The sequence below is a fragment of the Corynebacterium sp. p3-SID1056 genome, assembly GCF_025152525.1.
Classification (GTDB): Bacteria; Actinomycetota; Actinomycetes; order Mycobacteriales; family Mycobacteriaceae; genus Corynebacterium.
Genome location: NZ_JALXXL010000003.1, coordinates 109,629 through 131,805, shown reverse-complemented (window position 1 = coordinate 131,805; position 22,177 = coordinate 109,629). Strand labels below are relative to the sequence as shown.

Genomic DNA, 22,177 nt, shown 5'->3' with positions numbered 1-22,177 from the left:
CACACCGCCGGTGGGATTACGGCGCGACCGGATAGGTCCCGTCCTCGCCCAGGCGGGCGTCCGCGTCCAGCAGGAGGGCGATCTCACTGTCGTGTGTGTGGCCTTCCGCGAAGCGGCGGTTGTGCACCTGCTCGAACAGGGCGGCGCGTCCGACCATGCCGGCCTCCAGGCGGTCGGCACCGGCGCGGAGGTGTTCGGTGGCGCGAGCCCGCCAGGCCTCGACGTCGCGGCCCTCGGCGGCGAGCGCCGCCTCGAACACGCCCGGGTGGGCGAGCACGACGAGCGCGCCGACGTGGCCGAAGCCGAGCGAGGTCAGCGCCGCGGCCTTCACCGCGCCCTCGCCAAGGTCGAGGGTGTCACGCAGCCAGACCAGGTTGGTGGCCTTCGGCGCAATCAGCGGGTCGACGCAGTCCAGCGACGCATTCTGCGGCAGGCGGCCGGTGCGCAGCACCTCGAGCAGTCCGCCGATCTGGAACAGGGCGGCACCCGCCTTGGCGTGGCCGGTGAGCGACTTCTGCGAGATGACGTACATCGGTGCGTGTGGGTCGCGGCCGGCCGCGGGCCACAGCAGGGAGTGCAGCTCGGACTCGTTCGGGTCGTTGGCGTTGGTGGAGGTGTCGTGCTTGGAGATGACGTTGACGTCGTCAAGCGAAAGCCCGAGCGAGGTGATGCTGCGGGTCAGGCGCGAGGCCTCGCCGCCGCGAGCTGCGGCGAGCACGCCCAGGCCCGGTGCCGGGATGGAGGTGTGCGCGCCATCGCCGAAGGAATCGGCGTAGGCGACCACCGCATGCACCGGCAGGCCCAGCTCCGCGGCGAGCGAGCCGCGCACCACCAGCAGGGTGCCGCCGCCCTCGCCCTCGAGGAAGCCGCCGCGGCGGCGGTCGTTCGCGCGAGAGATGAAGCGGTCGTCGATGCCCTGCGCGGTCATCTTCGCGGTCTCGGCTGTGGCGTTCATGTCGCCGAAGCCCTGGAGCGACTCGACCTGGACATCGTCGATACCGCCGGCGACGACGAAGTCGGCCTTGCCAAGCTTGATCTTGTCCACGGCCTCCTCCACGGACACCGCGGCGGTGGCGCAGGCGGCGACCGGGTGGATCATGGAGCCGTAGCCGCCGACCAGCGACTGCATCACGTGCGCGGCCACCACGTTCGGCAGGGCCTCCTGCAGGATGTCGGACTGGCGCTCCTCGCCAATGAAGCGAGAGACGAAGACCTGGTGCAGGGACTCCATGCCGCCGATGCCGGTGCCCTGGGTGGACGCGACATCCGCCGGGTGGATCGCGCGCAGCAGCTCGGCGGGGCTAAAGCCCGCGGAGATGAACGCGTCGACCGCGGTGACCAGGTTCCACACCGCGATGCGGTCCATGTTGTCCACCATCTGGGCGGGGATGCCCCACTTGGCGGGGTCGAAGCCCTCCGGCATCTGGCCGGCGACGGAACGAGAAAGCGTGGCCTTGCGCGGCAGTTGCGCGGTGGCACCGGCGAGGCGGGTGACCTGCCACTCGCCGTCGGTGCAGGTGATGCGGGTCTTGTCCGGATCGGCCTTGGCGAACTCGCGGGCCTCGGCTTCGTTGGCCACGGAGAAGGTGACGTCGCGGTCCAAGAAAACCTCGGTGAGATCGACAGAACCGCCGTCGGTGAGGAAGTACTTGTCGCTTAAGCGGCGCACGCCAGCGCGCGCGATGACCTCGTCGCGGAAACGGTCCGCGATGTCCTCCTCGGCGACCTCCTGGCCGTCGGCGTCGTACCAGCCCGGGGTGGGGTCCTCGGCCCAGCGGACAAGGCCCGTCATCCAGGCAAGCTCGAGCACACCGGCGGCGGTGAGCTCGACCGTGCCGTCGCGCTGGATGCCGTACTCGGCCTCCGTGCGCGTGCGGCCGGAGCCCCAGGAGGAGACCTCGCCGATGCCGGCGATGACGATCATGTCGTCCAGCGCGCAGGTGACCTCGCCGAGCTGGCCGATGGCCGAGCCGTCGGGCTGGGCGGGGTTGGCCAGGTTCGGCAGTGCCTTGATGCGCGGGGCGTCGGTGTCTGGGGTGTTCGCTTGCGCCGGGGCAGCCTCGATGTTCGCCGCGCGGGCGAGCTCGGCGATCGACACGCCGGAGTCTGCAAGCCCACCGGTGAGGTCCAGGTCCAGCGGGCGCTCCTGCGCCTTCGCGCGCGACTCGGCGCTTGCCAGGCCCATGAGCTTGGAGGAGATCTCCTTCGGGTCCCAGACGTGGATGCCGGCTTCGCGCGCGGCGGGGATGAGCACGTCGTTGCCGCCCATCAGGTGCGTGCCCGCGACCCAGCCGATGCGCGCCTGGGCCAGGGTCACACCGTCCGGCCAACCGGTTTCGGCGTTCCACTTGTTTACGATCGCGTCGAGCGCGGCCTTGACCTCGCCGTACGCACCGTCGCCACCGAAGGTGCCGCGGTTCGGCGAGCCCGGCAGCACGATGTGCGCGCGGGTGGGCACGTCCGCGTCCTGCGCGAGGCGGGCCAGACCGGCGATGGTGCGCTCCAGCGACCAGAGCAGGAGCCTCGCCTGGGTCTCCGTGTTCCCGCCGACCTCGGCCAGCGAGCCGGACACACCCGGTGCGGCGAAGGGGAAGGCGAGCGTGGGCACCAGGGCGGGCTTGATCAACTTGACCTCGTTGCCCACGGTCTCGCGCTGGGCAGAACCGATCCAGTCAATGAGCGCATCGACGTCGCGGTAGGACGACAGGTTCGCCGGAACGAGCCAGAGGGCGGCGCCTGGGGTGCCGTGGTCGCGGAAGAGAGCTCGTGCGAACTCCTTGCGGGACTGGGTGATCCGGGAAGCCGTCATGATGACGGTCGCGCCTCCCTCGAGCAGGCGCTCGACCAGGGCGGTGGCGATGGAGCCGGGCGCAGCACCGGTGACAAGCGCCACGTCGCCTGCGTACTCGAGCTGTGGGGTCTCAAGCGCGTTGGCCGCGATCTCCTCTAAGACCTTGCGCGGTGCGCCTTCGGTGTGCGCGGCGTACCAGCGTGCCTGGTCGGCGATCGTCTGTCCGGTGCCGGTGAAGCGCTCGGGTGAGAAGCGGGCTGCATCCGAGTCTGCGCCGGTATCACCAGTGGCGATGCGGGCGAGGTCCTCGCGGGCCTGGGCCCAGCGGTCGTCGAAAAGAATGGCGCGGCGGGCGTCGAAGACAGGGGAGACCTGCGAGACCCAGTTCGTGCCGAGCTCGGCTTCGATGGTGTCAAGCACGGTGCGGGCCTCGGCGGCTGCCTCGGCGTCGGCGGAAGCGTCTGCGGCCGCGGACTCCACGCCGAGCTTGTCCAGCAGGGTGCGCGCGGTGGCAACGAGCGTGTCGGAAACCTCTTCGCGGTAGGCGTCGAGTGCTGCGGAGTCGACGACTCCGCCGCCGGAGGAGGCCGAGGCGGATGCCTTGGCGACTTCCTGGTTGTGGTTGGCGGCGACGAGTTCGACGGCGGCGTCGAGAAGCGTGGCCACCTCGGCCTTCGAGCTGGCCTGCGGCAGGGTGGCAAGGGTGCCGCCGCGGACCGAGTCCTCCTCGCGGGTGCCGAGCAGGACGGCGGCCTCGACGTGCGGGACCCAGCTGGCGGGCAGCGCCCAGGTGCCGGTGACGTAGTCGGCGACGTGGGAGGGTGCGAGGCTTGCGGCGCCGAGGACCTGGCGCAGGCGCGCGCCAATCGCCTCGGAGAGCACGGAGCCGAAGGGGGCGTAGCTGGGCGCGGCGGTGTTCACGCGCTCGCGGAGGGTGACCACGTCGGCTTCGGCGGCGCCGTCGATGGCGGGCACGCCGAGCTCGGCGGACATATCCATGAGCAGCTGGTTGCGGCGCGAGGAGACCCCGCCGGTGAGCTCCTCGATGGTGTCGGTGTCTGTGATCTGCTCGGGGCGGATCTTGTTCTGGAAGGCAAACAGCACGTTGATCGCGTCGGCGGCGTGAAACGGCAGGTCGGAAGCGGGTTGGGCGGGAGCGGCTGCCGGTGCTGCAGGTGCGGCCGGTGCGGGCTCGGCAGGCGTGGTTTCTGCGGGTGCCTCTGCCTCGGCGGCTTCCGCTGCGTCTTCCGTGGCCTCCGGCTCGGGGGCGGCGACGGTGTCGCTGAGCGTGACCTGCTCCCAGTTCGCCTCCGCGTTGACTACCGGGATGTGGTGGCCGGTCACGGCCATCTCGCGCTTGGCTAGGTTGGTCAGGGTCGGCGCGGAGGCCAGGCCCACCTCGATGGCCTGCTCGACGCGGCCGAAGATGAGATCCTGGGTCTCAATCCAGCGCACCGGCGAGGCGAACTGCCAGGCCAAAAGCTGGATCAGCAGGACGCGGGCGAGGTCGGAGCGGTCCATGGTGGCCGGGTCGAGCGCGGCGAGTGCTGCCTGGGAGGCGTGGTCGTCGGCAGGTACCTCGGCGCGTACGGCGTCGATGAAGTCCTGCGTGAGCTCGAAGGGGCGCGCGACCAAGTTGGGTACGTAGCGGTGCTCGAGGGCGTCGACGTCGATGCGCGCGGGCAAAAGCTCGTCGAGCTTGGCGGCGAAGTCGGCCACGCCGGAGCGCAGCACGCGAGAGTGGAAGGGCACGTCGATGCCGGGCACCGGCACGTAGGCGCGCTCGCGCACGGCGTTGGCGCGCTCGGACAGGACGGCGAGGCCGCGCTTCGTGCCGGCGACGGAGTACTGCTGGCCCTTGATGTTGTAGTTGACGATCTCCAGGAACTCGCCGGTGTCGTCCGAGACCTTGGCGACGTAGTCGGCGACCTCAGCGTCGGAGACCCCGATCATGTTGGGACGCAGCGCGCCCATGCCGTAGTCGGAGTTGCCCTCCGCATCGCGCGGGACCAGCGAACCCATAGACGAGCCGCGGGAGTAGACCACGTCAATGACGGATTCCAGGTCGAAGATGTTGCCCAGCGAGGCGAGCGCGGTGTACTCGCCCAGCGAGTGGCCGGCGTACATGGCACCGGTGGCCAGCGCGCCCGCGTCGCGAAGCCGCGTGGTCTGCGCGTACGCGACGACGGCGAGGGCGACCTGCGTGAACTGGGTCAGGTGCAACACGCCCTCCGGGTGCTTGAACACCTCGCCGCGCACGGTGAGCTCGGTCGGGTTGGCATCCACGATGCGCTGGATGGAAAAGCCAAGGTTGTCGCGGGTGTGCGCGTCGGCGCGCCGCCAGATCTCGCGGGCGGCGGGGCTGGCCGCGCGGTCGCCGGCGCCCATGCCCTCGGACTGGATGCCCTGGCCCGGGTAAAGGTAGGCGGTGGCCGGCTGTGCGAGCAGCGCCTGGCCGCGCGAGACGACCTCGCCGGCGATGCGGCAGGTCACCTCGAGCGCGGGCCGGATGCCGGCGCGGCCGACGCGCTCGACGGTCAGCTCGACCTCGTCGCCAAGCTGCACCATGCCGTACATGGAGTAGGTCCAGCCGCTCACGCGCCCGTGGCGCCCGGCGAGGTGCTGCGCGGTGGCAGACAGCCACATGCCGTGCACCAGTGGTGCTGCGAGACCGACGAGCCCGGAGGCGTTGTAGGAAGTGTGGATCGGGTTGTAGTCGCCCGAGACCAGTGCGAACGGTGTCATGTCGGCTGGTGCGGTGACGGTTGCGCGATCGACAAAGGAGCGCGGGGTCGCCTCGATTGCCGCGTCGACGCCGCCAAACTCCGGCGCAGTACTCGGCGGGGTGGAGGTGGTCGCCCGGCCGCGGATAGCGAAGCGGTGCATTTGCTTCACGACGGCGCGCTCACCGTCCTCAATCAGCAGCTCAACCGTGACGATGCGCCCGGAGACCGACTCCTCGATGCCGCTGCACCAGGAGGTGACGGCAAGCTCGCGGCCGTCGGCAAGCGCGTGCAGGTCCGCGCCGGGTTCAAGCGCGATGACGTGGTCGAGGTGCACGGCGTTGAGCAGGCCCTCGATGACCGGGTAGCCATCTGCAAGCGTGGCCGAACCGAGCGCGGTGTAGATCGCCGGCCAGCACGGTCCGACCAGCGCGTCCGGCGTGCCGTCGGGCACATCGGTGCCCAGGGCGGCACCGGTGACCGCGGTGTGTGCCTGCAGCAGGGAGGCGGGGAAGTGGAAGCTGGTGCGCGCAAGCCCGAAGGGGTGCGCCTCGTCTGCAGAGCCTGCGATAATCGACGGCAACTCGGTGATCGTATCGCCGGCCTCGGACACCGAGCCCACGCCGGCCAGGCCCGCGAGCAGGTCGAACACGGCCTTCGGCAGGCGCGCGTCGTCGACGACCGGGGAGGCGCCGGTGTGCACGCCCTCGGGCAGGGTGATCGGGATGGTCACCTCGCGCACGTAGAAGGGGCGCTGATTCTCCGGCAGGTCGTCCCAGTAGGAGTCGGTGTGGATGCGGATGGCGAGCCCGCCTTCGCCGTCGGAGGCGTCGGAGGCCTCGGAGCCGTAGAAGTCGTGCACGATCTCGAAGCTCGACGCGTCCATGGTGTAGGCCGGGTTATCCATCAGGTGCCCGTGCCAGAACAGGGTGGGGGCGGCGCGCAGGTACTCCTCGACGCTCACGGCGTCGGCCAAGCGGGCGAAGCGGTCGGTGGGGGTGACGTCGGCGTCGAGAAGCGCCTGCGTCGTGGCGGCCTCGAAGCGGCCGAGGAGCTCTGCGACCGGCTCGTTCTTGCGGGTAATGCCGGCGACTGCGACCGGGCCGGGGATGATCCGGACCTCGTCGGCGGTGTAGCGCGGGTCTTGCGCCTGCCAGAGCGTGTCCTTGCCAAACCACATTTTCAGGTCGCCGTCGATCGCCGGGACCCACGGCATGGGCTTGGGGTATTCGTAGTGCAGCGAGATCCACCAGGCGGCATCGCGCGGGGAGACGTGGATCTCGCGGGCCTGGGGGTAGGCCTCGATAAGCCGGGCGAGCGCGGTGTGCGGGTCGAGCGGGCCGTCGGCGAACTGGCTGACCAGCTCGCCGCTGTCCTGCGGGCTCAGGCGCGCCTCGATGCGGCGCAGCGTGGAGGTAAAACGGGCGTCCCACGAGGCGTCGACAAACGGGTGCGCCAGCTCGACGAAGCGCTCGACCCACTCGGCGTAGGTCATGTCCTCAATGTCGCCGAAGAACGGCTTGGAGGTCTTGGCCAGCGCAGCGATGATCTCCTCGCGGCGCGCCGGGTACTCATCGGCCGGCATGTTGGTAATCAGGCGCGAGGCCTTGGCAAAGGAGTTGTCCAGGTCGTGGATGTCGGCGAGCAAGTGGCTTTGCGACGACGCCACGCCGTTGCGCCCCGAACCACGCGCAACCCAACCACCGTTGTCCGCGGGGCTGAGCCCCTTCGTATTGACCAGCAGGTCTTTCACCGAATCGGTGGCCTTCGCCTCCTTGGTGGCCATCGCGACGGTGCCCAAGAAGACGGCGTCGACCGGCATGTGCGGCAAGTCGAAGCGCTGCGCCCACGCGCCGGTGAGCAGCTCGGCGGCGCGCTCGGGCGAGTACACGCCGCCGCCGACGGTAAGGATCGCGTTGTCGTGCTCGCGGACCTGCGCGTAGGTTGCCACCAGCATGTCGTCCAGATCCACCCAGGAGTGGTGGCCGCCGGCGTGGCCGTCTTCGACCATGAGGATCACCGGCACCTTGGGGTTGGCCGCGGCGATGGCGAGCGCGTCGCGGACCTGGGCGGGCGTACCCGGCTTGAACGCAATGTAGGGGAAGCCGTCGGCACGCAGGCCCTCGATGATCTCGGTGGCCTCCTCGACCTCCGGAATACCTGCGGAGATGCACACGCCGTTAAACGGGGCACCCGCGGCGCGGGCCTTGGGCACCATGCGGGTCTGGCCGAAGTGCATGTTCCACAAGAAGCGGTCGAAGAACATGGTGTTGAACTGAGCGGTGCGCCCCGGCGCGAGGTGTGTAGCGAGCGTGTCGCGGTGCTGGTTGAACACCTCCTCGGAGTACATGCCGCCGCCGGCCAGCTCCGTCCAGTAGCCGGCGTTGGCAGCGGCGGCGACGATCTCGCCGTCCGCGGAGGTGGGCGTCATACCGCCGAGGATGATGGGGGACAGGCCGGTGACCTGCGAGAAGCGGGTCTGTGTGTAGACCTTGCCGTCCGGCAGGCGCACCAGGCGTGGGGCGAACTTTGCATAGGACACCGCCTGCGGAAGTTCGGTGCCCGGGGTGGCAAGCGCGTCGCGGGCGCGGGCGTTCTCGGCCGTCACGACGGGCACGCCGGAGCCGGCGACGAGCTTCGACGTCATCCCGCTAAGCGCCGAGTCGAGCGAAACGATGTGCGTGGTACCACCGTCGAGCAGGCCGCGCACGGCGGCGGGCCAGTCGTGGCGGTCGACCAGGATGGCCTGCGCGAGCGCGCGCGGGGAATCCTCCCCGAGGTCCAGGCCGCACTGCTCGGCCCACTCGGCGGCAAGCTCGACGGCGCGCGCGTTGGCCTCGCTTGCGTGGTGGAAGGGGTAGGCCACCGGCAGCTCGTCGAAGACGGGGTTCAGCTCGGAGCCGCCGAACTCGGCCGCCTCAAGCTTGGCGTTGAAGGCTGCGGCATGCGCCTCGATGGCCTCGCGGGCGCGCTCAAGCTCGGCGGGCTCGCCGGCAAGCACTGCGTGGCGCGGACCGTTGACCACGGACAGCAGCTTGTCTGCGTCCTGCTCGGCGAGCAGGACGGAAAGTGCCGGGACCGGGATGCCGCGCACGCTGAGCATCCGCGGGGCCGCATCGCGCGCGCCGTAGGCGCTCGAGGCGGCCGCGCCCAGGATCATGGCGAAGGCGAGCGCGTGCTCCGGGTGCTTAACCGCGGCCACGCCGAGCGCGCCCTGCGAGTGGCCGGCGAGGCGGACGTTGTCGGTATCCAGCTCGAGACCGAGGTCGCGCAGCTGTTGCACCGCGGCGAGCTGGGCGAGCACGATGCCGGGCACCGAGACCGCCGGGTGCGCATCCATGGGCACCGGCGAAATATCCTCGTCGGTGCCGAGCAGCGCGCCGAGCCGGTCGACCGCGCCGGGCACCGCAGACGCTAAGGGGCGGGCGACGGGGCCGGTGAGGGAAAGCGCGGCGTCGAGAAGCGAGCGCAGCGTTTCGTGCGCGGTGGGCGAGGCGGCATCGTGCAGGGCGCGCTGCCAATCGCTGCCCTGGCCCTGGAAGACGAGTGCGGGGCGGGCGGAGTTGAGCGCGGCGATGGGGGTAAGGGTCATGGTTTTCCTTCTCAGCTGGTGGGAGGTCTACAGCGGCATGTTGCCGTGCTTGCGGGCGGGGCGGGCGACAGTCTTGTCGCGGTAGAGGCGCAGGTTCGCGGCGATTGCGTCGCGGGTCTCCGAGGGCAGGATCACCGCGTCGATCAGCCCGCGCTCGGCGGCGTTGTAGGGGTTCAAGATGGTGTCCTCGTACTCGCGCTCGAAGCTGGCGATCAGCTCGGCGATTTCTTGCTCCTCCATCCCGGACTCGCGGGCGGCCTTGATCTCCTTGCGGTTGATAAACCCGACGGCACCGGCCGCGCCCATCACCGCGATCTGGGCGGTCGGCCACGCGAGGTTCACGTCCGCGCCCAGGCCCTTCGAGCCCATGACGCAGTAGGCACCGCCGTAGGCCTTGCGCATGGTCACGGTGATCTTCGGCACGGTCGCCTCGCCGTAGGCGTAGAGCAGCTTCGCACCGCGGCGCAGGATGCCGCCGTACTCCTGGCCCGCGCCGGGCAAAAAGCCGGGCACGTCCACGAGCATGACGATGGGGATGTTGAAGGCGTCGCAGGTGCGCACGAAGCGGGCGGCCTTCTCGGAAGAATCGATGTCGAGGCAGCCGGCGAAGACTTGCGGCTGGTTCGCCACAAAACCGACGACCTGGCCGTCGATGTGCCCGAACGCGGTGACCACGTTCTCGGCGCGCTGCTCCATGATCTCGAGGTACTCGGCGTCGTCGGCAAGCTCAGCGATGACCTCGCGCACGTCGTAGGGGGTGTTGGGGGAGTCGGGGATAATGGTGTCAAGCGCCTCTTTGGGCTCGTTGCTTATCGACGACTCCGTGCCCACCTTCTCCCGACAATTGGCGGGCAGGTAGCTCACCAGATCCATGACCCAGTCGAGCGCCTCCTGGTCAGTTTCGGCGACGTAGTGGCAGTTGCCCGCGGTGGCCATGTGCGTCCACGCCCCGCCGAGCTCCTCTTGACTGATCTCCTCGCCGGTGACGGTCTTGATCACGTCCGGGCCGGTGACAAACATCTTGGAGGACTTATCCACCATCACCACGAAATCGGTGAGTGCGGGCGAATACGCGTTGCCGCCTGCGCAGGCGCCCAGGATCACGGAGATCTGCGGGACCACGCCGCTGGCCTGCACGTTCTGGTAGAAGGTCTGGGCGATCCAGTCGAGCGAGACCGCGCCGTCCTGGATGCGCGCGCCCGCTCCCTCGTAGAGGCCGATGAGTGGGCGGCCTGTCGTAATAGCCAGCTTCTGGATTTTGATCATCTTTTCGCCGTAGACCTCGCCGAGCGCGCCGCCGAAGACGGTGCCGTCCTGGGAGAAGATGCAGACCTCGCGGCCGTCGATGGTGCCCCATCCGGTGACGATGCCGTCGGTGACCGGGCGCTTGGCGTGCATGCCGAAGTCGTGCGTGCGGTGGCGGGCGAGCATGTCGGTTTCCACGAACGAGCCCTCGTCCAGGATGTAGTCGAGCCGCTCGCGGGCGGTAAGGCGGCCGGCGTCGCGCACCTTCGCGTGCGCCTGCTCACCCATGGGCACGTGGGCTTCGGCGCGGCGGGCGCGCAGGTCGGCGAGTTTTTCTGCGGTGGTTTGTGTCGTAGGCGACATCTTCGCTGAAACTGTCATGCGGGGAAGCATAAGCTTTCGTGCTAATAATTAGCTAGGCAAAACATGAATAACCTACGCTTCGGTAGGTTCCGGGGCGTGTGCCCGCCCGTTTAAGGTGGGAGAACGTCCAACTGTGAGTTTGATCACTTTGTCGCTGCTTAAGGAGGCCGCGCGTGTACATCGGCACCGATCTCGTCCACATACCCACCTTCCGCGAGCAGCTCGCCTCGCCCGGCACCACCTTCGCCCGCGCCTTCACCGACCGCGAGTTGCGCGACTGTGCCTTAAAAACCGACCGCGACGCCTCACTCGCCGCCCGCTGGGCCGCCAAGGAGGCCTACGTCAAAGCGTGGGGAAGCGCTCGCTTCGGCCGCCCGCCCGCGCTCGAGGCCATCGACTTCCGCCAGCTCGAAGTGCTTGCCGACGCCTACTCGCGCCCCACCCTCGCAGTGAGTTCGCAGCTTGCTGCTGCGGGTGCACCGGCGGTTGTGTCGCTCTCGCTGAGCCACGACGGCGACTACGCCACTGCCACCTGCCTTGTCGCCACCGCTTAAACTTGGCGGCATGACAGTCACAGACCTTGCCCGCATTCAAGACGCCGTCGCCTCCTATTGGCCGAAGGTGCGCTACGTCGAGACCACCGGCTCCACCAACGCCGACATGGTCAAAGCTGGCGAGGCGGGCATGGTGCTCATCGCCGACGAGCAGACCGCGTCAAAGGGGCGCCTGAACCGCACGTGGGTCACGCCGAAGGGCGCGCAGCTGGCGATGAGCATGGTCATCGACGCGGGCGAGGAGCCCAATCACTACGGCCTGCTGTCCATCGCCCCGGGCGTGGCCGTGACCGACGTGGTCCCGCAGGCGGTTCTCAAGTGGCCGAACGACGTGCAGATCGGCGGCAAGAAGATCGCGGGCATCCTGTCCAACCTCGCGCTGCCGAACGTGGTCGTGGGCATCGGCATTAACGTCAACTTCCGCCCCGAGCAGCTGCCCGTCGACACCGCGACCGCGCTCAACCTCGAGGGTATCGACGTCGACTTCGACGAGTTCACCATCGACATCCTGCGCGCCATGGGCCGCCGCTTGAAGCAGTGGCAGGACGGCGACCCGCAGTTGCTCACCGACTACCGCAAGGTCTGCTCGACCATCGGACAGACCGTGCGCATGGAGCTGCACGACCGCGACGTCCACGGCATCGTCGACGGCATCAACGATAACGGCGAAGTCATCATCGACGGCACCGCCTACTCCGTCGGCGATGTGCATCACCTGCGCCCGAAACAGTAGCCTGGTCGCGTGTCAAAAAAGGTGCGGTTTCAAACTCACGACGGCGAGCAAGTGCTTGTCGACGTCTGCGCACCCCTTTCCACCCTCACCTTCCCCTTGATGGAGCTCATCGTGATCACGGGCGTGGCCTGGATCGCGATTGGCTGGATGGACGTGACCCCGGGCATCGACCCAGCGCTGCGCAACCTCGCCGTGGCGCTGTGGGCGCTACTCGCACTGTGGCGCTTCGTCGGCCCGCTGGTGGCCTCGAGACGCCGGCGCTTCATGCTCACCGACCGCCGCATCCTCGCCCGCGGGCGCCGCGGCGCGGTCGACTCGATCCCCTTAGAGCAGATCCACTCCGCGCGCCGCGTCAAGGGCGGGATCTCGGTGGCGGTCTACGGCTACGACCGCCCGCTGGTCTTCGATCAGGTGGGCAAGGCGCGCGCCGTCGATAAGGCGCTGCAGAAAGCGCTTCGCGGCGAGCTGCGCTAACGCTTCCGGTACACGAAGTACATGATCGGCCCTATCAACGGGAGCAGCAGCACCACGAGAAGCGACACCACCCCCGATTTCGTTGTGTGCTCGTCGCGTGCAATGAGCACGAGTGCCACGACTGCCAGAACAAATGCCAGCGCCGTCAGTCCCCAGAAGACGTAGTCAATCGGCTCCGGCACCAAAGGTGAAGAAGCGCTACCCATTGATCTGCGCGCCCTTGATCTCCGTGTCGTGCAGCTGACTGTCCAGGTCCTCCGGCGTGAGGTCGCCCTGCTGGAACTCGGCGGTGACCGGCAGGTGCAGGTCCATGTCGGTGCCGGGGCACAGCTCGATGCGGGCGTCGCGCACCGTGTAGTCGAGGACGTGGCCGCCGGAGGTGCGCGCCTCGTCGATGAAGTGCACGTGGCAGCCGGGCACGCTGATGCCCTTGGCGTAGGCCGGGGTGCGGAAGCCGCCGATGATGCCGGTGACGTTTTCGAAGTGGTGCTCGGCGTCGTCGTTAATTGCTTCGGTCATGGGGCGGTAGGGCTTTTCCTGCTTGCTCACGGTACGGGTGACCACCTCGTCGAAGGTGCCGGTGATGCGCACGGCGTAGAAGAAGTTGCGGCTGGGCTCGAGCGAGTCGATGAAGGAGGACAGCTCGCCGCGGCGCATGCCCTGCGGCGCGTCGACGGTGATGCGCGGCACGAAGTTCGTCACCACCGTAAACGGCGTGCGCTGGTCGAGGTCCGCGATGCGCGCTTTGCCGTCGCTGGTGAGCTGGTAGCAGGTGCCGTCGAGAATGATCATCTCGCCGTCGAGCCCATCGAAGGTGCCGAGCCCAAAATTGCCCTTTGCCAGGATGTCGCCGATGGTCAGTTCGCCGTCGTAGATGCCGTCGAGGAGCGCGGTCATGAGCGAATTCTGGAAAATGGTGTGGCGCGAAACTGCCTGAAAGTTCGTGGACATAGGACCAGGGTAAGGTGTGGAGTGTGAGAGACGCACATGAAATGCCAACTGTCGTGGTCGTCGGCGACGGCCAACTCGCCCGCATGATGCACACCGAGGCGATCGAGCTCGGTCTGCGCATGCGACTGCTTGCGGGGAGTGAGGACGCATCTGCCGCCCAAGTGTATGGCGACGTGCGCCTCGGCGATTACACCAACTTGGAGGATCTCAAGGAGGTGTCGCGCGGTGCGGCGGCCGTGACCTTCGATCACGAGCACGTGCCCAACGAGCACTTAGAGCAGCTTCTCGACGCCAACGTGAACGTCGAGCCACGCCCCGAAGCGCTCCTCTACGCCCAGGACAAGCTGGCGCAGCGCCGCAAGCTCGACGAGCTGGGGGTGCCCGTGCCGGAGTACGCCCCGATCGAGTCCGTGGAGGCGGCCCGCGCATTTTGGGAGCAGCACGAGCACCGCGTCTGTCTGAAGACCACGCGCGGTGGCTACGACGGCAAGGGAGTGTGGTTCCCCGATTCCGAAGGCGAGCTGCTTGACCTGGTCGAAGAGCTGCTGGATCGCGGCATGGGGATCTACGCGGAGGAGAAGGTCGACTTCGTCCGCGAGCTGTCGATTATGGTCGCGCGTTCCCGCTCCGGCGAGATGCGCGTGTGGCCGACGGTGGAGTCGCGGCAGGACAACGGGATTTGCCGTGTCGCTATCGCGCCCGCCCCGGATTTGCCGTCGCGCCTCGCGCGCGAGTGCAAAAAGCTTGCGCGTCTGATCGCCCGCAAGCTGGACGTCACCGGCGTAATGGCTGTGGAGCTGTTCGAATACAAGACGGAGACGGGCACCGCGGTTGCGATCAACGAGCTGGCGATGCGCCCGCACAACACCGGCCACTGGACCCAGGACGGCTCGCTGACCTCCCAGTTCGAGCAGCACCTGCGCGCCGTGCTGGACTGGCCGCTGGGCGAGACCGAGACGGTCGCACCGGTGACCGTGATGGTCAACATCCTCGGCGGCGAAACGGACCCGGAGATGCCGATGGAGCGCCGCGTCGCGGAAGTGATGCTGCGTTACCCGGAGGCCAAGATCCACCTCTACGGCAAGGCGTGGCGCCCGGGCCGCAAGATCGGGCACGTGAACGTGACCGGCTACGACGTGGTGACCACGCGCAAGATCGCGGAGCACGCCGCGAAGTACATGATTACGGCCCGCTGGAACTAGAAAGGCTTTTGCACCTATGCCCGCACCCCTCGTCGGCCTGATTATGGGCTCCGATTCCGACTGGGACACCGTCGAACCCGCCGCTGAAGTACTCGCCGAGTTCGGCATTCCCTTCGAAGTCGGCGTGGTTTCGGCCCACCGCACGCCTGAGAAGATGCTCGCCTACGCCAAGCAGGCGCACGAGCGGGGTCTGCGCGTGATCATCGCGTGCGCCGGCGGCGCCGCGCACCTGCCCGGCATGGTGGCGGCGGCGACCCCGCTGCCGGTCATCGGTATTCCGCGCGCGCTCGACACGCTCGACGGCATGGATTCCTTGCTGTCCATCGTGCAGATGCCCGGCGGCGTGCCGGTTGCCACCGTGTCCATCGGCGGTGCGAAGAACGCCGGCCTGCTCGCCGCCCGCATCCTGGGCGCGGCGGATGCGCAGCTGCAGGAGAAGATGGTGCGCTACCAGGAGGACATGGCGGCGGCCGTCGAAAAGAAGGACGAGGCGCTGCGCAGCAGGTTGCTGGGTGAGTAGCAGCCCCATCGTGGTGCTGGGCGCGCGGATTGTCGACGGCCACCCGTCGCGCATGCTGCACGCCCGGCTCTGTAGTGCGCTGATCCGCTGGCGCACCGACGCGCGTGCTGGCGTACGGCGCACCATCGTGGTCACCGGCCGTGGGGAAGCGGCCGTGATGGCCCGCTGGCTTGCCGAGCGCGGCGTGCCCCGCGAACTGATCGTGGAGGAGCCGCACGCTTCGTCGACGAACGAAAACCTCGAGCGCACCCGCGCGCTGTTCCCGCACGCGCCGCGGCTGATCGTGGTGACGAGTAACTTCCACGTGCGCCGCACGCGCGTGTGGGCCTGGCACTTAGGCATTCCGGTGGAGATGGTGCCCGCGCGCACTCCGCGCCGCTCCCGGCCGAAGAACTACGCGCGCGAGCTCGTTGCGCTGCCGCACTCCGCAGCGCGGGTTGTGTGGCGACGTCTTAGGCACAAAATGCGCTAGAGTACATCCGATGGTGCTACTTTTGGAGCTATGTACTTCAGGCCTAGGAGGGCTCCATTCATGACACACTTACAGCGCCGCATCACCGGCTTGATCACCGTTGCAGTACTGGGGGCCAGCGTGGCCTCATGCGCCGGAGATGGCCAAGACGCCACAAACGCGCCGCAGACCGACAAGGACGGTACCGCGGTGACTGCCGGGGCCAACCAACCCGCAGAAGTCAATGGGGTCGATTTGCATTTTCTCGCGATGATGACACCACATCACCAACAAGCCGTGGACATGAGCGAGATCATCCTGGCCGCCGATGGCATCAGCGAAGCCACCGCGGACTTGGCCGAACGGATTAAAACCGGGCAACAAGAAGAAATCGACACCATGGTCGACTGGGCTGAGCAATGGAACCAGGGTGACTTGATGGCACATCACGCCCCGCACATTGCCAATGGCATGATTACTCCAGAACAGATGGACCAGCTGGAAACGCTTTCGGGCGAGGACGCAGACACCCGGTTCCTCCAGCTGATGCATTTCCATCACGCAGGTGCCGTTGCCATGACCCAAGACCAAATCGACAACGGAGGCTATCAGCCGCTTGTGGACCTCGCCCAGCAAATGGTCGACATCCAAACCGCTGAGATGCACGAGATGGAACAACGCCTCGAAGCCAAAGGCGAAAGCGTGCTGACTGAGTAATGAAAAGGCGCGGGGGAGCGCAAAACCGGGTATAAGTTCGTAGTGCACCTGTAGTACGACTGTAAAGGAATACCCATGACTTCCAACTTCAACGCCGCGCAAAGCAAGCAAACCGCCGACGGCTTCTTCTCCGCACTCTTCGACTTCTCCTTTTCCCAGTACATCACCCTGAAGTTCGCCCGCGTGATCTACCTGATCTCCGCCGTGCTCATCGGTCTGTGCTGGGTCTTTGGTCTGCTCGCGTCGCTCGCCGCGTTTAGCGACGGCTTCGGCACCGGCCTGTTCGCACTGCTCGGCTTCCTCATCGTCGGGACAGTGGCGGCGCTGTTCTCGCTGATCAGCGCGCGCGTGACCCTCGAGTTCATGGTCTCAGCGATCAAGACGGCGCAGAACACGTCCGAGATGGCGGCCGCGCAGCGCCGATAGCAGCCGCTAAAGCCCGCCCGGCAGGCTGCGCAGCGTGACCCCGCGCGCGCTCGCGGCCTCGCCGAAGCGCGCCACAAAGTCGCCGGAGCGTGTGCCGGAGGCGCAGTAGACGACGACGTCGCCCGCGCCGCGAAGCTCGTCGAGCAGCGCGAGCGCGGCGTCCGAGTTTTCGCGCCACGTCGAGGCGGGCAAGTGAAAGGACGCGTGCGGCAGGTCCGTGATCGCTTTCTCGCCAAGCTCGCGCACGTCCAGCGCGGTGGCACTGCCCTCCGCGACCTTTGCGAGCAGGCGCGCCTTCTCGCCGTCTGGCGGCAGCGCGCACGACGCGGCCTTGGCGTGCAGTTCGGTGACGAGCTCGCGCTGCGGGTCGGCCGCGACCTCGAAGCGCCGCACCGTCCCGGCGAGCGCCTCGTAGACGTGGAGCACGCCGACCTCGGCGTCCATGCCCGCGAGGTACTTCACGGCCTCCGTGGCCATCAGCCCGCCAACGACTGAGGTGGTCACCCCGAGCACGCCTGCGGTGGCGCAGTCCGGCGTGTCCTCGGGCGCCGGGTGAGTGGGGTAGAGGTCGCGCAGCCCCACCCCGCGATCCTCCGGACCCGAGCGCCACAGCGCGAGCTCGCCGTGGAAGCGCAGCACCGAGCCCCACACCAAGGGCGTGCCGGTGATTTCAGCGGCGTCGGCGGAAAGGAACTTGGTACCAAACGTATCCGAGCCGTCGATGACCAGGTCGTGCTCGCGGAAGAGCTCGGGCGCGTTGGAAGTGTTGAGGCGCTCGCGCAACGGCACGATCGTGGCGTCCGCGCGGTGGCGCCGCAGCTGCTCGGCCGCCACCTCCACCTTCGGCCGGCCGACGTCGGCGGCGCTGAACAGGATCTGGCGGTGGATGTTCGTATCGTCTACCGCGTCGTCGTCAATCACCGTGATCGTGCCGACACCGGTGGCCACCAGCGCCTGCATCACGGGGCACCCGAGCCCGCCCGCGCCGACGACCAGCACCCGCGCCCGGTTCAGCGCCTCCTGGCCTTCTAACCCGAAGCCCGGCAGCAGGGTTTGTCGCGCGGTGCGCCGCAGCTCAGCATGGGGCAGGCTCATAGGACCTCATCCGCCCAGCTCGCCAGGCCCGCAAAGCTTGACGACGCCAACGCCCCCTCTGCATGCGTGCGCCGCGGAATCCGGCCCGCACCCCGGGCCAGCCGGCCCGCCTCCACCGCGTGCCGCATCGCGCGCGCCATCGCGACCGGATCCTGGCAACGGTTGACCGCGCTGGCGAGCAGCACGCCGTCGCAGCCCAGCTCCATGGCGGCGGTGGCGTCGGAGGCGGTGCCGACGCCGGCGTCGAGAAGCACAGGTACCTGCGCACGCGCGCAGATCAGCTCGATGTTGTGCGGGTTCAAGACGCCAAGGCCGGTGCCGATGGGCGAGCCGAGCGGCATCACCGCGTGCACCCCGACCTGCTCCAGCCGCGCAGCGACGACAGGGTCGTCGGTGGTGTAGGCAAGCACGACGAAGCCTTCGGCGACGAGCAGCTCGCAGGCGTCGACGAGCTCGACGACATCGGGCAGCAGCGTGTGCTCGTCCGCGATGACCTCGACTTTGACCCAGTTCGTGCCGAGCGCCTCGCGCGCCAGCTGCGCGGTGAGCACCGCGTCGCGGGCGGTGCGGCAGCCCGCGGTATTCGGCAGTGGGTCGATGCCTAAGCGGTTGAGCATCTCGAAGACGCTCTCGCCGCCGTCCGAGCGCGCGGCGTGACGGCGCATCGCCACGGTGGTCAGCTGCGTGCCGCTGGCCACCAACGCGTCCTCGAGCAGCTGCTGGCTGGTCGCCCCGCCGGTGCCCATGATCAGGTGCGAGTCGAATTCCTTGTCGGCGATTTTTAGCACGTCTAGCCTCCTTGGACGGCGGTGAGGATGTCGACGGTGTCGGCGTCGGCAAGCGATTGGCCCCAGCGACTTGCGGGCACGACCTTGCCGTTGACCGCGACGGCGACGCCCTTAGAGTGGCCGACGACCTCGTCGACGAGCGCCTGCACGGTCGGCGCGGTGTCGAAGGTGCGGGGCTGATCGTTGAGAGTGATGCGCATGATGCTCCTTTAGAGTTCGTGGCGGGCGGGGTCGCAGGCGGCGATGTCGACGGCGGTTTTTCGCTCGAGCCCGAGGTCAGCGCCGACACGCGCGCCGAGCGCCGCCAACAGGATCCCGTGGCGGAAATAGCCGGTCGAGACCACCAGGTTCTCGCCGCGCAGGCCCAGGTAGGGCAGGTCGTCGGGGGTGCCGGGGCGATTACCGACGAGCGCGTCCACAAGCTCGCAGTCCTCGAGTGAGGGGACGACGCGGATGGCGTCGCGAAGCAGCGTGTACACGCCATCGACCGCGGGGCGCTCGCGCGCGTCCTCGCGGCTGGTCGCGCCCACGGCGATGGTGCCGTCGGTGCGAGGAATGATGTAGACGGGGCGATCCTCGACGAAGGCGCGCACCACCCGGCCGACCGGCGCGCGGCCGGCGAGACGCAGCATGTCGCCGCGCACCGGGCGCAGGTTCAGCGGCAAGTCGAGCGCGCTGGCGCCCAGGCCGTTGCAGACGTAGACGGTGTCGCCGCTCAGGCTGCGGGTGTCGGTGTCGACGCCGACGCAGGTGTCGCCCTCCCAGCGCAATGCTGTGGCCTGCTCGCGCACGAGCGTTGCGCCGCGCGATTGCAGGTTGCGCAGCAGGGCGGCGGCGAACATCCGCGGGTTGACCTGGTGGTCGCCCGGGATCTCCACCACGCCGGCCAGCTGCGGGCTTAAACCCGGCTCCTGCGCACGCGCCTGGCGCAGCGTGAGGCGGTGGACGTCCATGCCGTGGGCGTGTTGGTGCTCGGTCAGCTCGCGCAGGTGGGTGGCGTCGGCGCGGTCGGCGGCCACGACGAAGGTCGATTCGGTGCGGTACCCGACGTCCGAACCGGGCAGGTCCGCGATCAGCGACGGGTACAGCGCCGCCGACTCCAACATGAGCGGGTAGAGCGGCTCCTGGCGGTACTGCACCTCCGCGGCCGGGGCGAGCATGCCACCGGCCACGTGTGTTGCGCCGCTTGCCGGGGCCGGGTCGACCAGCGCGATCTGGCGCGGGTCGACCCCGCGGCGCGTGAGCTCGAAGGCGGTGGAAAGCCCGATGATGCCGGCGCCGACGATGACGTGCTGGTAGGTGTTCATCGCGCGTTCTCGAAATCCTCGACGATGCCCGCCGCCATCGCGCGCGGGTCCTCGGCGCGCATGAACCCGCGCACAATCGCCACACCGGCCACGCCCGTGGCGGCGAGCGCGGCGGCATCCGAGGCGTGCACGTCGCCGATCGCCACGACCGGTACCTTTGAAGCAGCCACGAGCGGCGGGTAGCCGTCCACGCCGAGCGGCGCGCGGCCCGAATCTTTCGTCGGGGTGGGGCGGAAGGGGCCGGCGCCGACGTAGTCAATCACGTCGGCGTACGCGTTCGCCGCCTCGACGAGGGCAAGCGTGCCGGTGGTCAGCCCGAGGATCGCGTTGGGCCCAAGCAGCTCGCGGGCGGCGCGCGGGTCCATGTCGTCCTGGCCGATGTGCGCGCCGTGGACGTGGTGGGTTTGCATGAGGCGGGCGGCGAGGGGGACGTTGTCGTCGATGAGCACGCGCGTGCGCGGGTTCGCGCAGGCGACGGCGTCGGCGACCTCGCAGGCAAGCGCCTCGAGCGCGTCATCTGCGATCGGCTTGCTGCGCACCTGCACCACGCCAGCCCCGCCGGCGGCGGCGCGAGCAGCGACGCGCGCGACATCCGCGGCAGGCTGGCCGGTGACGAAGTAGCAGCGCAGGTCGAGCTCCTTAGACATCGCGCACCACCCACGCGCGGTCGGCCTGGTCGAAGAAGTCGAGCTCGTAGCGCGAGGCGACCGCGCACGCGCGCACCGCCGCATCCAGCGAGTCAGGATTGGCCGCGAGCGTGGCCTCGCAGCGCTCGATCGCGCCGCGCACCGCCTCGTAGAAGCCGTCGCCGGCGTAGGTGGCCAGCCAATCGCGGTAGGGGTGCGCCTCGTGGTTGCGCTCCGCCAGCCGCGCGCCGACCTCGTAGTAGAGCCAGTAGCAGGGCAGCACCGCCGCCTGCCCGATCGCGGCCGGCTCGCCCAGCGTGGAGGCCAGCAGGAAGTCGGTGTAGGCGCGCGTGACCGGCGAGGGTAGCGTCTCGCGGTCCAGCTCAGCCAGCCAGGTGCGCTGCATCTCCTGCTCGTCGGCGATCGCGGCGTCCGCATCCGTTGCCCACGCGCCGCCGAGCGCGTGCAGCGAGCGCGCGTACTTGGTCAGGTAGTACGCATCCTGCTCGAGGTAAAACATGAAGTCAGCGCGGTCGAGCGTGCCGTCGCCGAGCGCGCGGATAAACGGCAGCTGCATAATCGCGGTGAGGTACGGTGCCGAGGCGTCCCACAGCGCCTGGGTGTGCGGGCCGGCCGGTTGGGCCAGCGGTGGGGTGGGTGGGGCGTCGAGAAGCAGGAAGTGCTCCGGGCGAGTATCGGCGGCGCGCTGCATGCGGCGGCCCACATGGCCGTGGTCGACGGGGCCGTGCCCGTGCCCGACGCCGAGCGCATCGGCGTGCGCGATCGCCTCGTGCAGCCAGCGCGACGCCCACTCGGTCGCCGCGGGCGTGTCGAAGCCGGCGCCCAGGCGCGTGGCCAGCGCCGAGGAGAACGAGCAACCGGTGCCGTGCGTGTTCTTCGTGTCCACGCGAGTCACCGGCACGCGGTGCACGCTTGCGGCCGTGACCACGGCGTTGTCTGCGCGGGGGCCGGACAGGTGCCCGCCTTTGACAATGATGGCGGTGCCCAGCTCGCGCACCAGCCGTTGCGCCTGCGCGATGGCGGTGTCCCAGTTCTCGGCCGGGTCTTCGTCGGCAAGCACTGCGAGTTCAGGGAGGTTGGGGGTAATGACGTCGGCAAGCGAGGCGAGCTCGCGCAGCGCCCCTTCCGCCTCCGGCGTCAGGAGCCTATCGCTTGACGACGCCACCATCACCGGATCCAGCACCACCGCGCAGTCGCGCGCGTGTGCGGTGAGGAAGTCGCGCACCACCTCGATGATTTCGGTGGTGCCGAGCATGCCTATCTTGATGGCGTCGATGGCCACGTCGTCGGTGACCGAGCGCAGCTGCGTGCGCAGAAACTCGGTCGGCGGGGTGAAGATCTCCTGCACGCCGTTCGTATTCTGGGCGACAAGCGAGGTCACCACGCTGTAGGAATAGCCGCCGGCGGCCTGAATAGATTTGATATCGGCCTGCACGCCCGCGCCACCCGTCGGATCGGTGCCGGCGATGGTGAGTACGCGTGGCAGGGCAGGAGCAGTATGCATTGGGACATCCCTTCGCTAGTTCGAGCTAGAGCAGGTTCGACGGGTCTCATCTCAGCACCTCGGTGGGTGCACCCCGTGTCACAATCGTGACGCT

General features: G+C 68.7%; 18 protein-coding genes and 1 riboswitch. Of the genes, 8 read left to right on the top strand and 10 right to left on the bottom strand.

What is annotated here, in order from left to right:
• Nucleotides 1–16: 16 nt before the first annotated feature.
• Both M3G14_RS04065 and M3G14_RS04060 read right to left on the bottom strand, forming a co-directional pair.
• Complete coding sequence (locus M3G14_RS04065; RefSeq protein WP_259924826.1) at nt 17–9,106, bottom strand: type I polyketide synthase; 9,090 nt, start codon at nt 9,104–9,106, stop codon at nt 17–19.
• A gap of 27 nt (nt 9,107–9,133) precedes the next feature.
• Nucleotides 9,134–10,732 carry an acyl-CoA carboxylase subunit beta gene (locus M3G14_RS04060; RefSeq protein ID WP_259924820.1) on the bottom strand — a complete coding sequence of 533 codons (1,599 nt, stop codon included), beginning with the start codon at nt 10,730–10,732 and terminating at the stop codon, nt 9,134–9,136.
• Between the two features lie 155 nt (nt 10,733–10,887).
• Here M3G14_RS04060 and M3G14_RS04055 point away from each other — a divergent pair, with 155 nt between their 5' ends.
• Genes M3G14_RS04055 through M3G14_RS04045 form a run of 3 tightly spaced genes read left to right on the top strand, consistent with a single transcriptional unit; the run spans nt 10,888 to nt 12,475 of the window.
• Nucleotides 10,888–11,268 (top strand): holo-ACP synthase, encoded by a 381-nt coding sequence (locus tag M3G14_RS04055; protein ID WP_259924819.1) that lies wholly within the window; start codon nt 10,888–10,890, stop codon nt 11,266–11,268.
• A 10-nt stretch (nt 11,269–11,278) separates the two neighbouring features.
• Nucleotides 11,279–12,001, top strand: a complete 723-nt coding sequence (locus M3G14_RS04050) for a biotin--[acetyl-CoA-carboxylase] ligase (protein WP_259924818.1) — start codon at nt 11,279–11,281, stop codon at nt 11,999–12,001.
• Nucleotides 12,002–12,010: 9 nt separating this feature from the next.
• Nucleotides 12,011–12,475, top strand: coding sequence for a hypothetical protein (locus tag M3G14_RS04045; protein WP_311201347.1), 465 nt, complete (start codon nt 12,011–12,013; stop codon nt 12,473–12,475).
• Here M3G14_RS04045 and M3G14_RS04040 read toward each other — a convergent pair.
• Entirely contained in the window at nt 12,472–12,681 is a 210-nt protein-coding gene (locus M3G14_RS04040) for a PLDc N-terminal domain-containing protein (RefSeq protein ID WP_259924815.1), read from the bottom strand. The genes M3G14_RS04045 and M3G14_RS04040 overlap by 4 nt on opposite strands.
• A complete protein-coding gene (budA, locus tag M3G14_RS04035; protein ID WP_259924814.1) occupies nt 12,674–13,426 on the bottom strand; it encodes an acetolactate decarboxylase in 753 nt (250 codons plus the stop codon). The genes M3G14_RS04040 and budA overlap by 8 nt, the downstream gene beginning before the upstream one ends.
• 41 nt (nt 13,427–13,467) lie before the next feature.
• Here budA and M3G14_RS04030 point away from each other — a divergent pair, with 41 nt between their 5' ends.
• The 5 genes from M3G14_RS04030 to M3G14_RS04010 all read left to right on the top strand — a co-directional run bounded on the left by M3G14_RS04030 (nt 13,468) and on the right by M3G14_RS04010 (nt 16,742).
• On the top strand, nt 13,468–14,628 hold the full coding sequence (locus tag M3G14_RS04030) for a 5-(carboxyamino)imidazole ribonucleotide synthase (protein WP_259924965.1): 1,161 nt from the start codon (nt 13,468–13,470) through the stop codon (nt 14,626–14,628).
• 16 nt (nt 14,629–14,644) lie between these two features.
• Nucleotides 14,645–15,148 carry a 5-(carboxyamino)imidazole ribonucleotide mutase gene (gene purE, locus M3G14_RS04025; protein ID WP_259924813.1) on the top strand — a complete coding sequence of 168 codons (504 nt, stop codon included), beginning with the start codon at nt 14,645–14,647 and terminating at the stop codon, nt 15,146–15,148.
• Nucleotides 15,141–15,620: a YdcF family protein gene (locus M3G14_RS04020; RefSeq protein WP_259924812.1), complete on the top strand. Its 480-nt coding sequence runs from the start codon at nt 15,141–15,143 to the stop codon at nt 15,618–15,620. Before purE ends, M3G14_RS04020 begins: the two co-directional genes overlap by 8 nt.
• Before the next feature lie 60 nt (nt 15,621–15,680).
• Nucleotides 15,681–16,316: a DUF305 domain-containing protein gene (locus M3G14_RS04015; RefSeq protein ID WP_259924811.1), complete on the top strand. Its 636-nt coding sequence runs from the start codon at nt 15,681–15,683 to the stop codon at nt 16,314–16,316.
• A gap of 75 nt (nt 16,317–16,391) precedes the next feature.
• Nucleotides 16,392–16,742 carry a DUF4282 domain-containing protein gene (locus tag M3G14_RS04010; RefSeq protein ID WP_259924810.1) on the top strand — a complete coding sequence of 117 codons (351 nt, stop codon included), beginning with the start codon at nt 16,392–16,394 and terminating at the stop codon, nt 16,740–16,742.
• 6 nt (nt 16,743–16,748) lie between these two features.
• Here the strand turns inward: M3G14_RS04010 and M3G14_RS04005 are convergent, their stop codons facing one another.
• The 6 genes from M3G14_RS04005 to M3G14_RS03980 all read right to left on the bottom strand — a co-directional run bounded on the left by M3G14_RS04005 (nt 16,749) and on the right by M3G14_RS03980 (nt 22,083).
• The gene (locus M3G14_RS04005) at nt 16,749–17,837 is read right to left on the bottom strand and encodes a ThiF family adenylyltransferase (RefSeq protein ID WP_259924809.1); all 1,089 of its coding nucleotides are present in this window, start codon (nt 17,835–17,837) and stop codon (nt 16,749–16,751) included.
• A complete protein-coding gene (locus tag M3G14_RS04000) occupies nt 17,834–18,625 on the bottom strand; it encodes a thiazole synthase (protein WP_259924808.1) in 792 nt (263 codons plus the stop codon). Before M3G14_RS04000 ends, M3G14_RS04005 begins: the two co-directional genes overlap by 4 nt.
• 2 nt (nt 18,626–18,627) lie before the next feature.
• Nucleotides 18,628–18,825 carry a sulfur carrier protein ThiS gene (gene thiS / locus M3G14_RS03995; RefSeq protein ID WP_259924806.1) on the bottom strand — a complete coding sequence of 66 codons (198 nt, stop codon included), beginning with the start codon at nt 18,823–18,825 and terminating at the stop codon, nt 18,628–18,630.
• Between the two features lie 9 nt (nt 18,826–18,834).
• The gene (thiO, locus tag M3G14_RS03990; protein WP_259924804.1) at nt 18,835–19,932 is read right to left on the bottom strand and encodes a glycine oxidase ThiO; all 1,098 of its coding nucleotides are present in this window, start codon (nt 19,930–19,932) and stop codon (nt 18,835–18,837) included.
• Nucleotides 19,929–20,579 carry a thiamine phosphate synthase gene (locus M3G14_RS03985; protein WP_259924803.1) on the bottom strand — a complete coding sequence of 217 codons (651 nt, stop codon included), beginning with the start codon at nt 20,577–20,579 and terminating at the stop codon, nt 19,929–19,931. The genes thiO and M3G14_RS03985 overlap by 4 nt, the downstream gene beginning before the upstream one ends.
• A complete protein-coding gene (locus M3G14_RS03980) occupies nt 20,572–22,083 on the bottom strand; it encodes a bifunctional hydroxymethylpyrimidine kinase/phosphomethylpyrimidine kinase (RefSeq protein ID WP_259924802.1) in 1,512 nt (503 codons plus the stop codon). The genes M3G14_RS03985 and M3G14_RS03980 overlap by 8 nt, the downstream gene beginning before the upstream one ends.
• Nucleotides 22,074–22,169: riboswitch (TPP riboswitch) on the bottom strand. (Overlaps the previous gene by 10 nt.)
• Between the last annotated feature and the right edge of the window lie 8 nt (nt 22,170–22,177).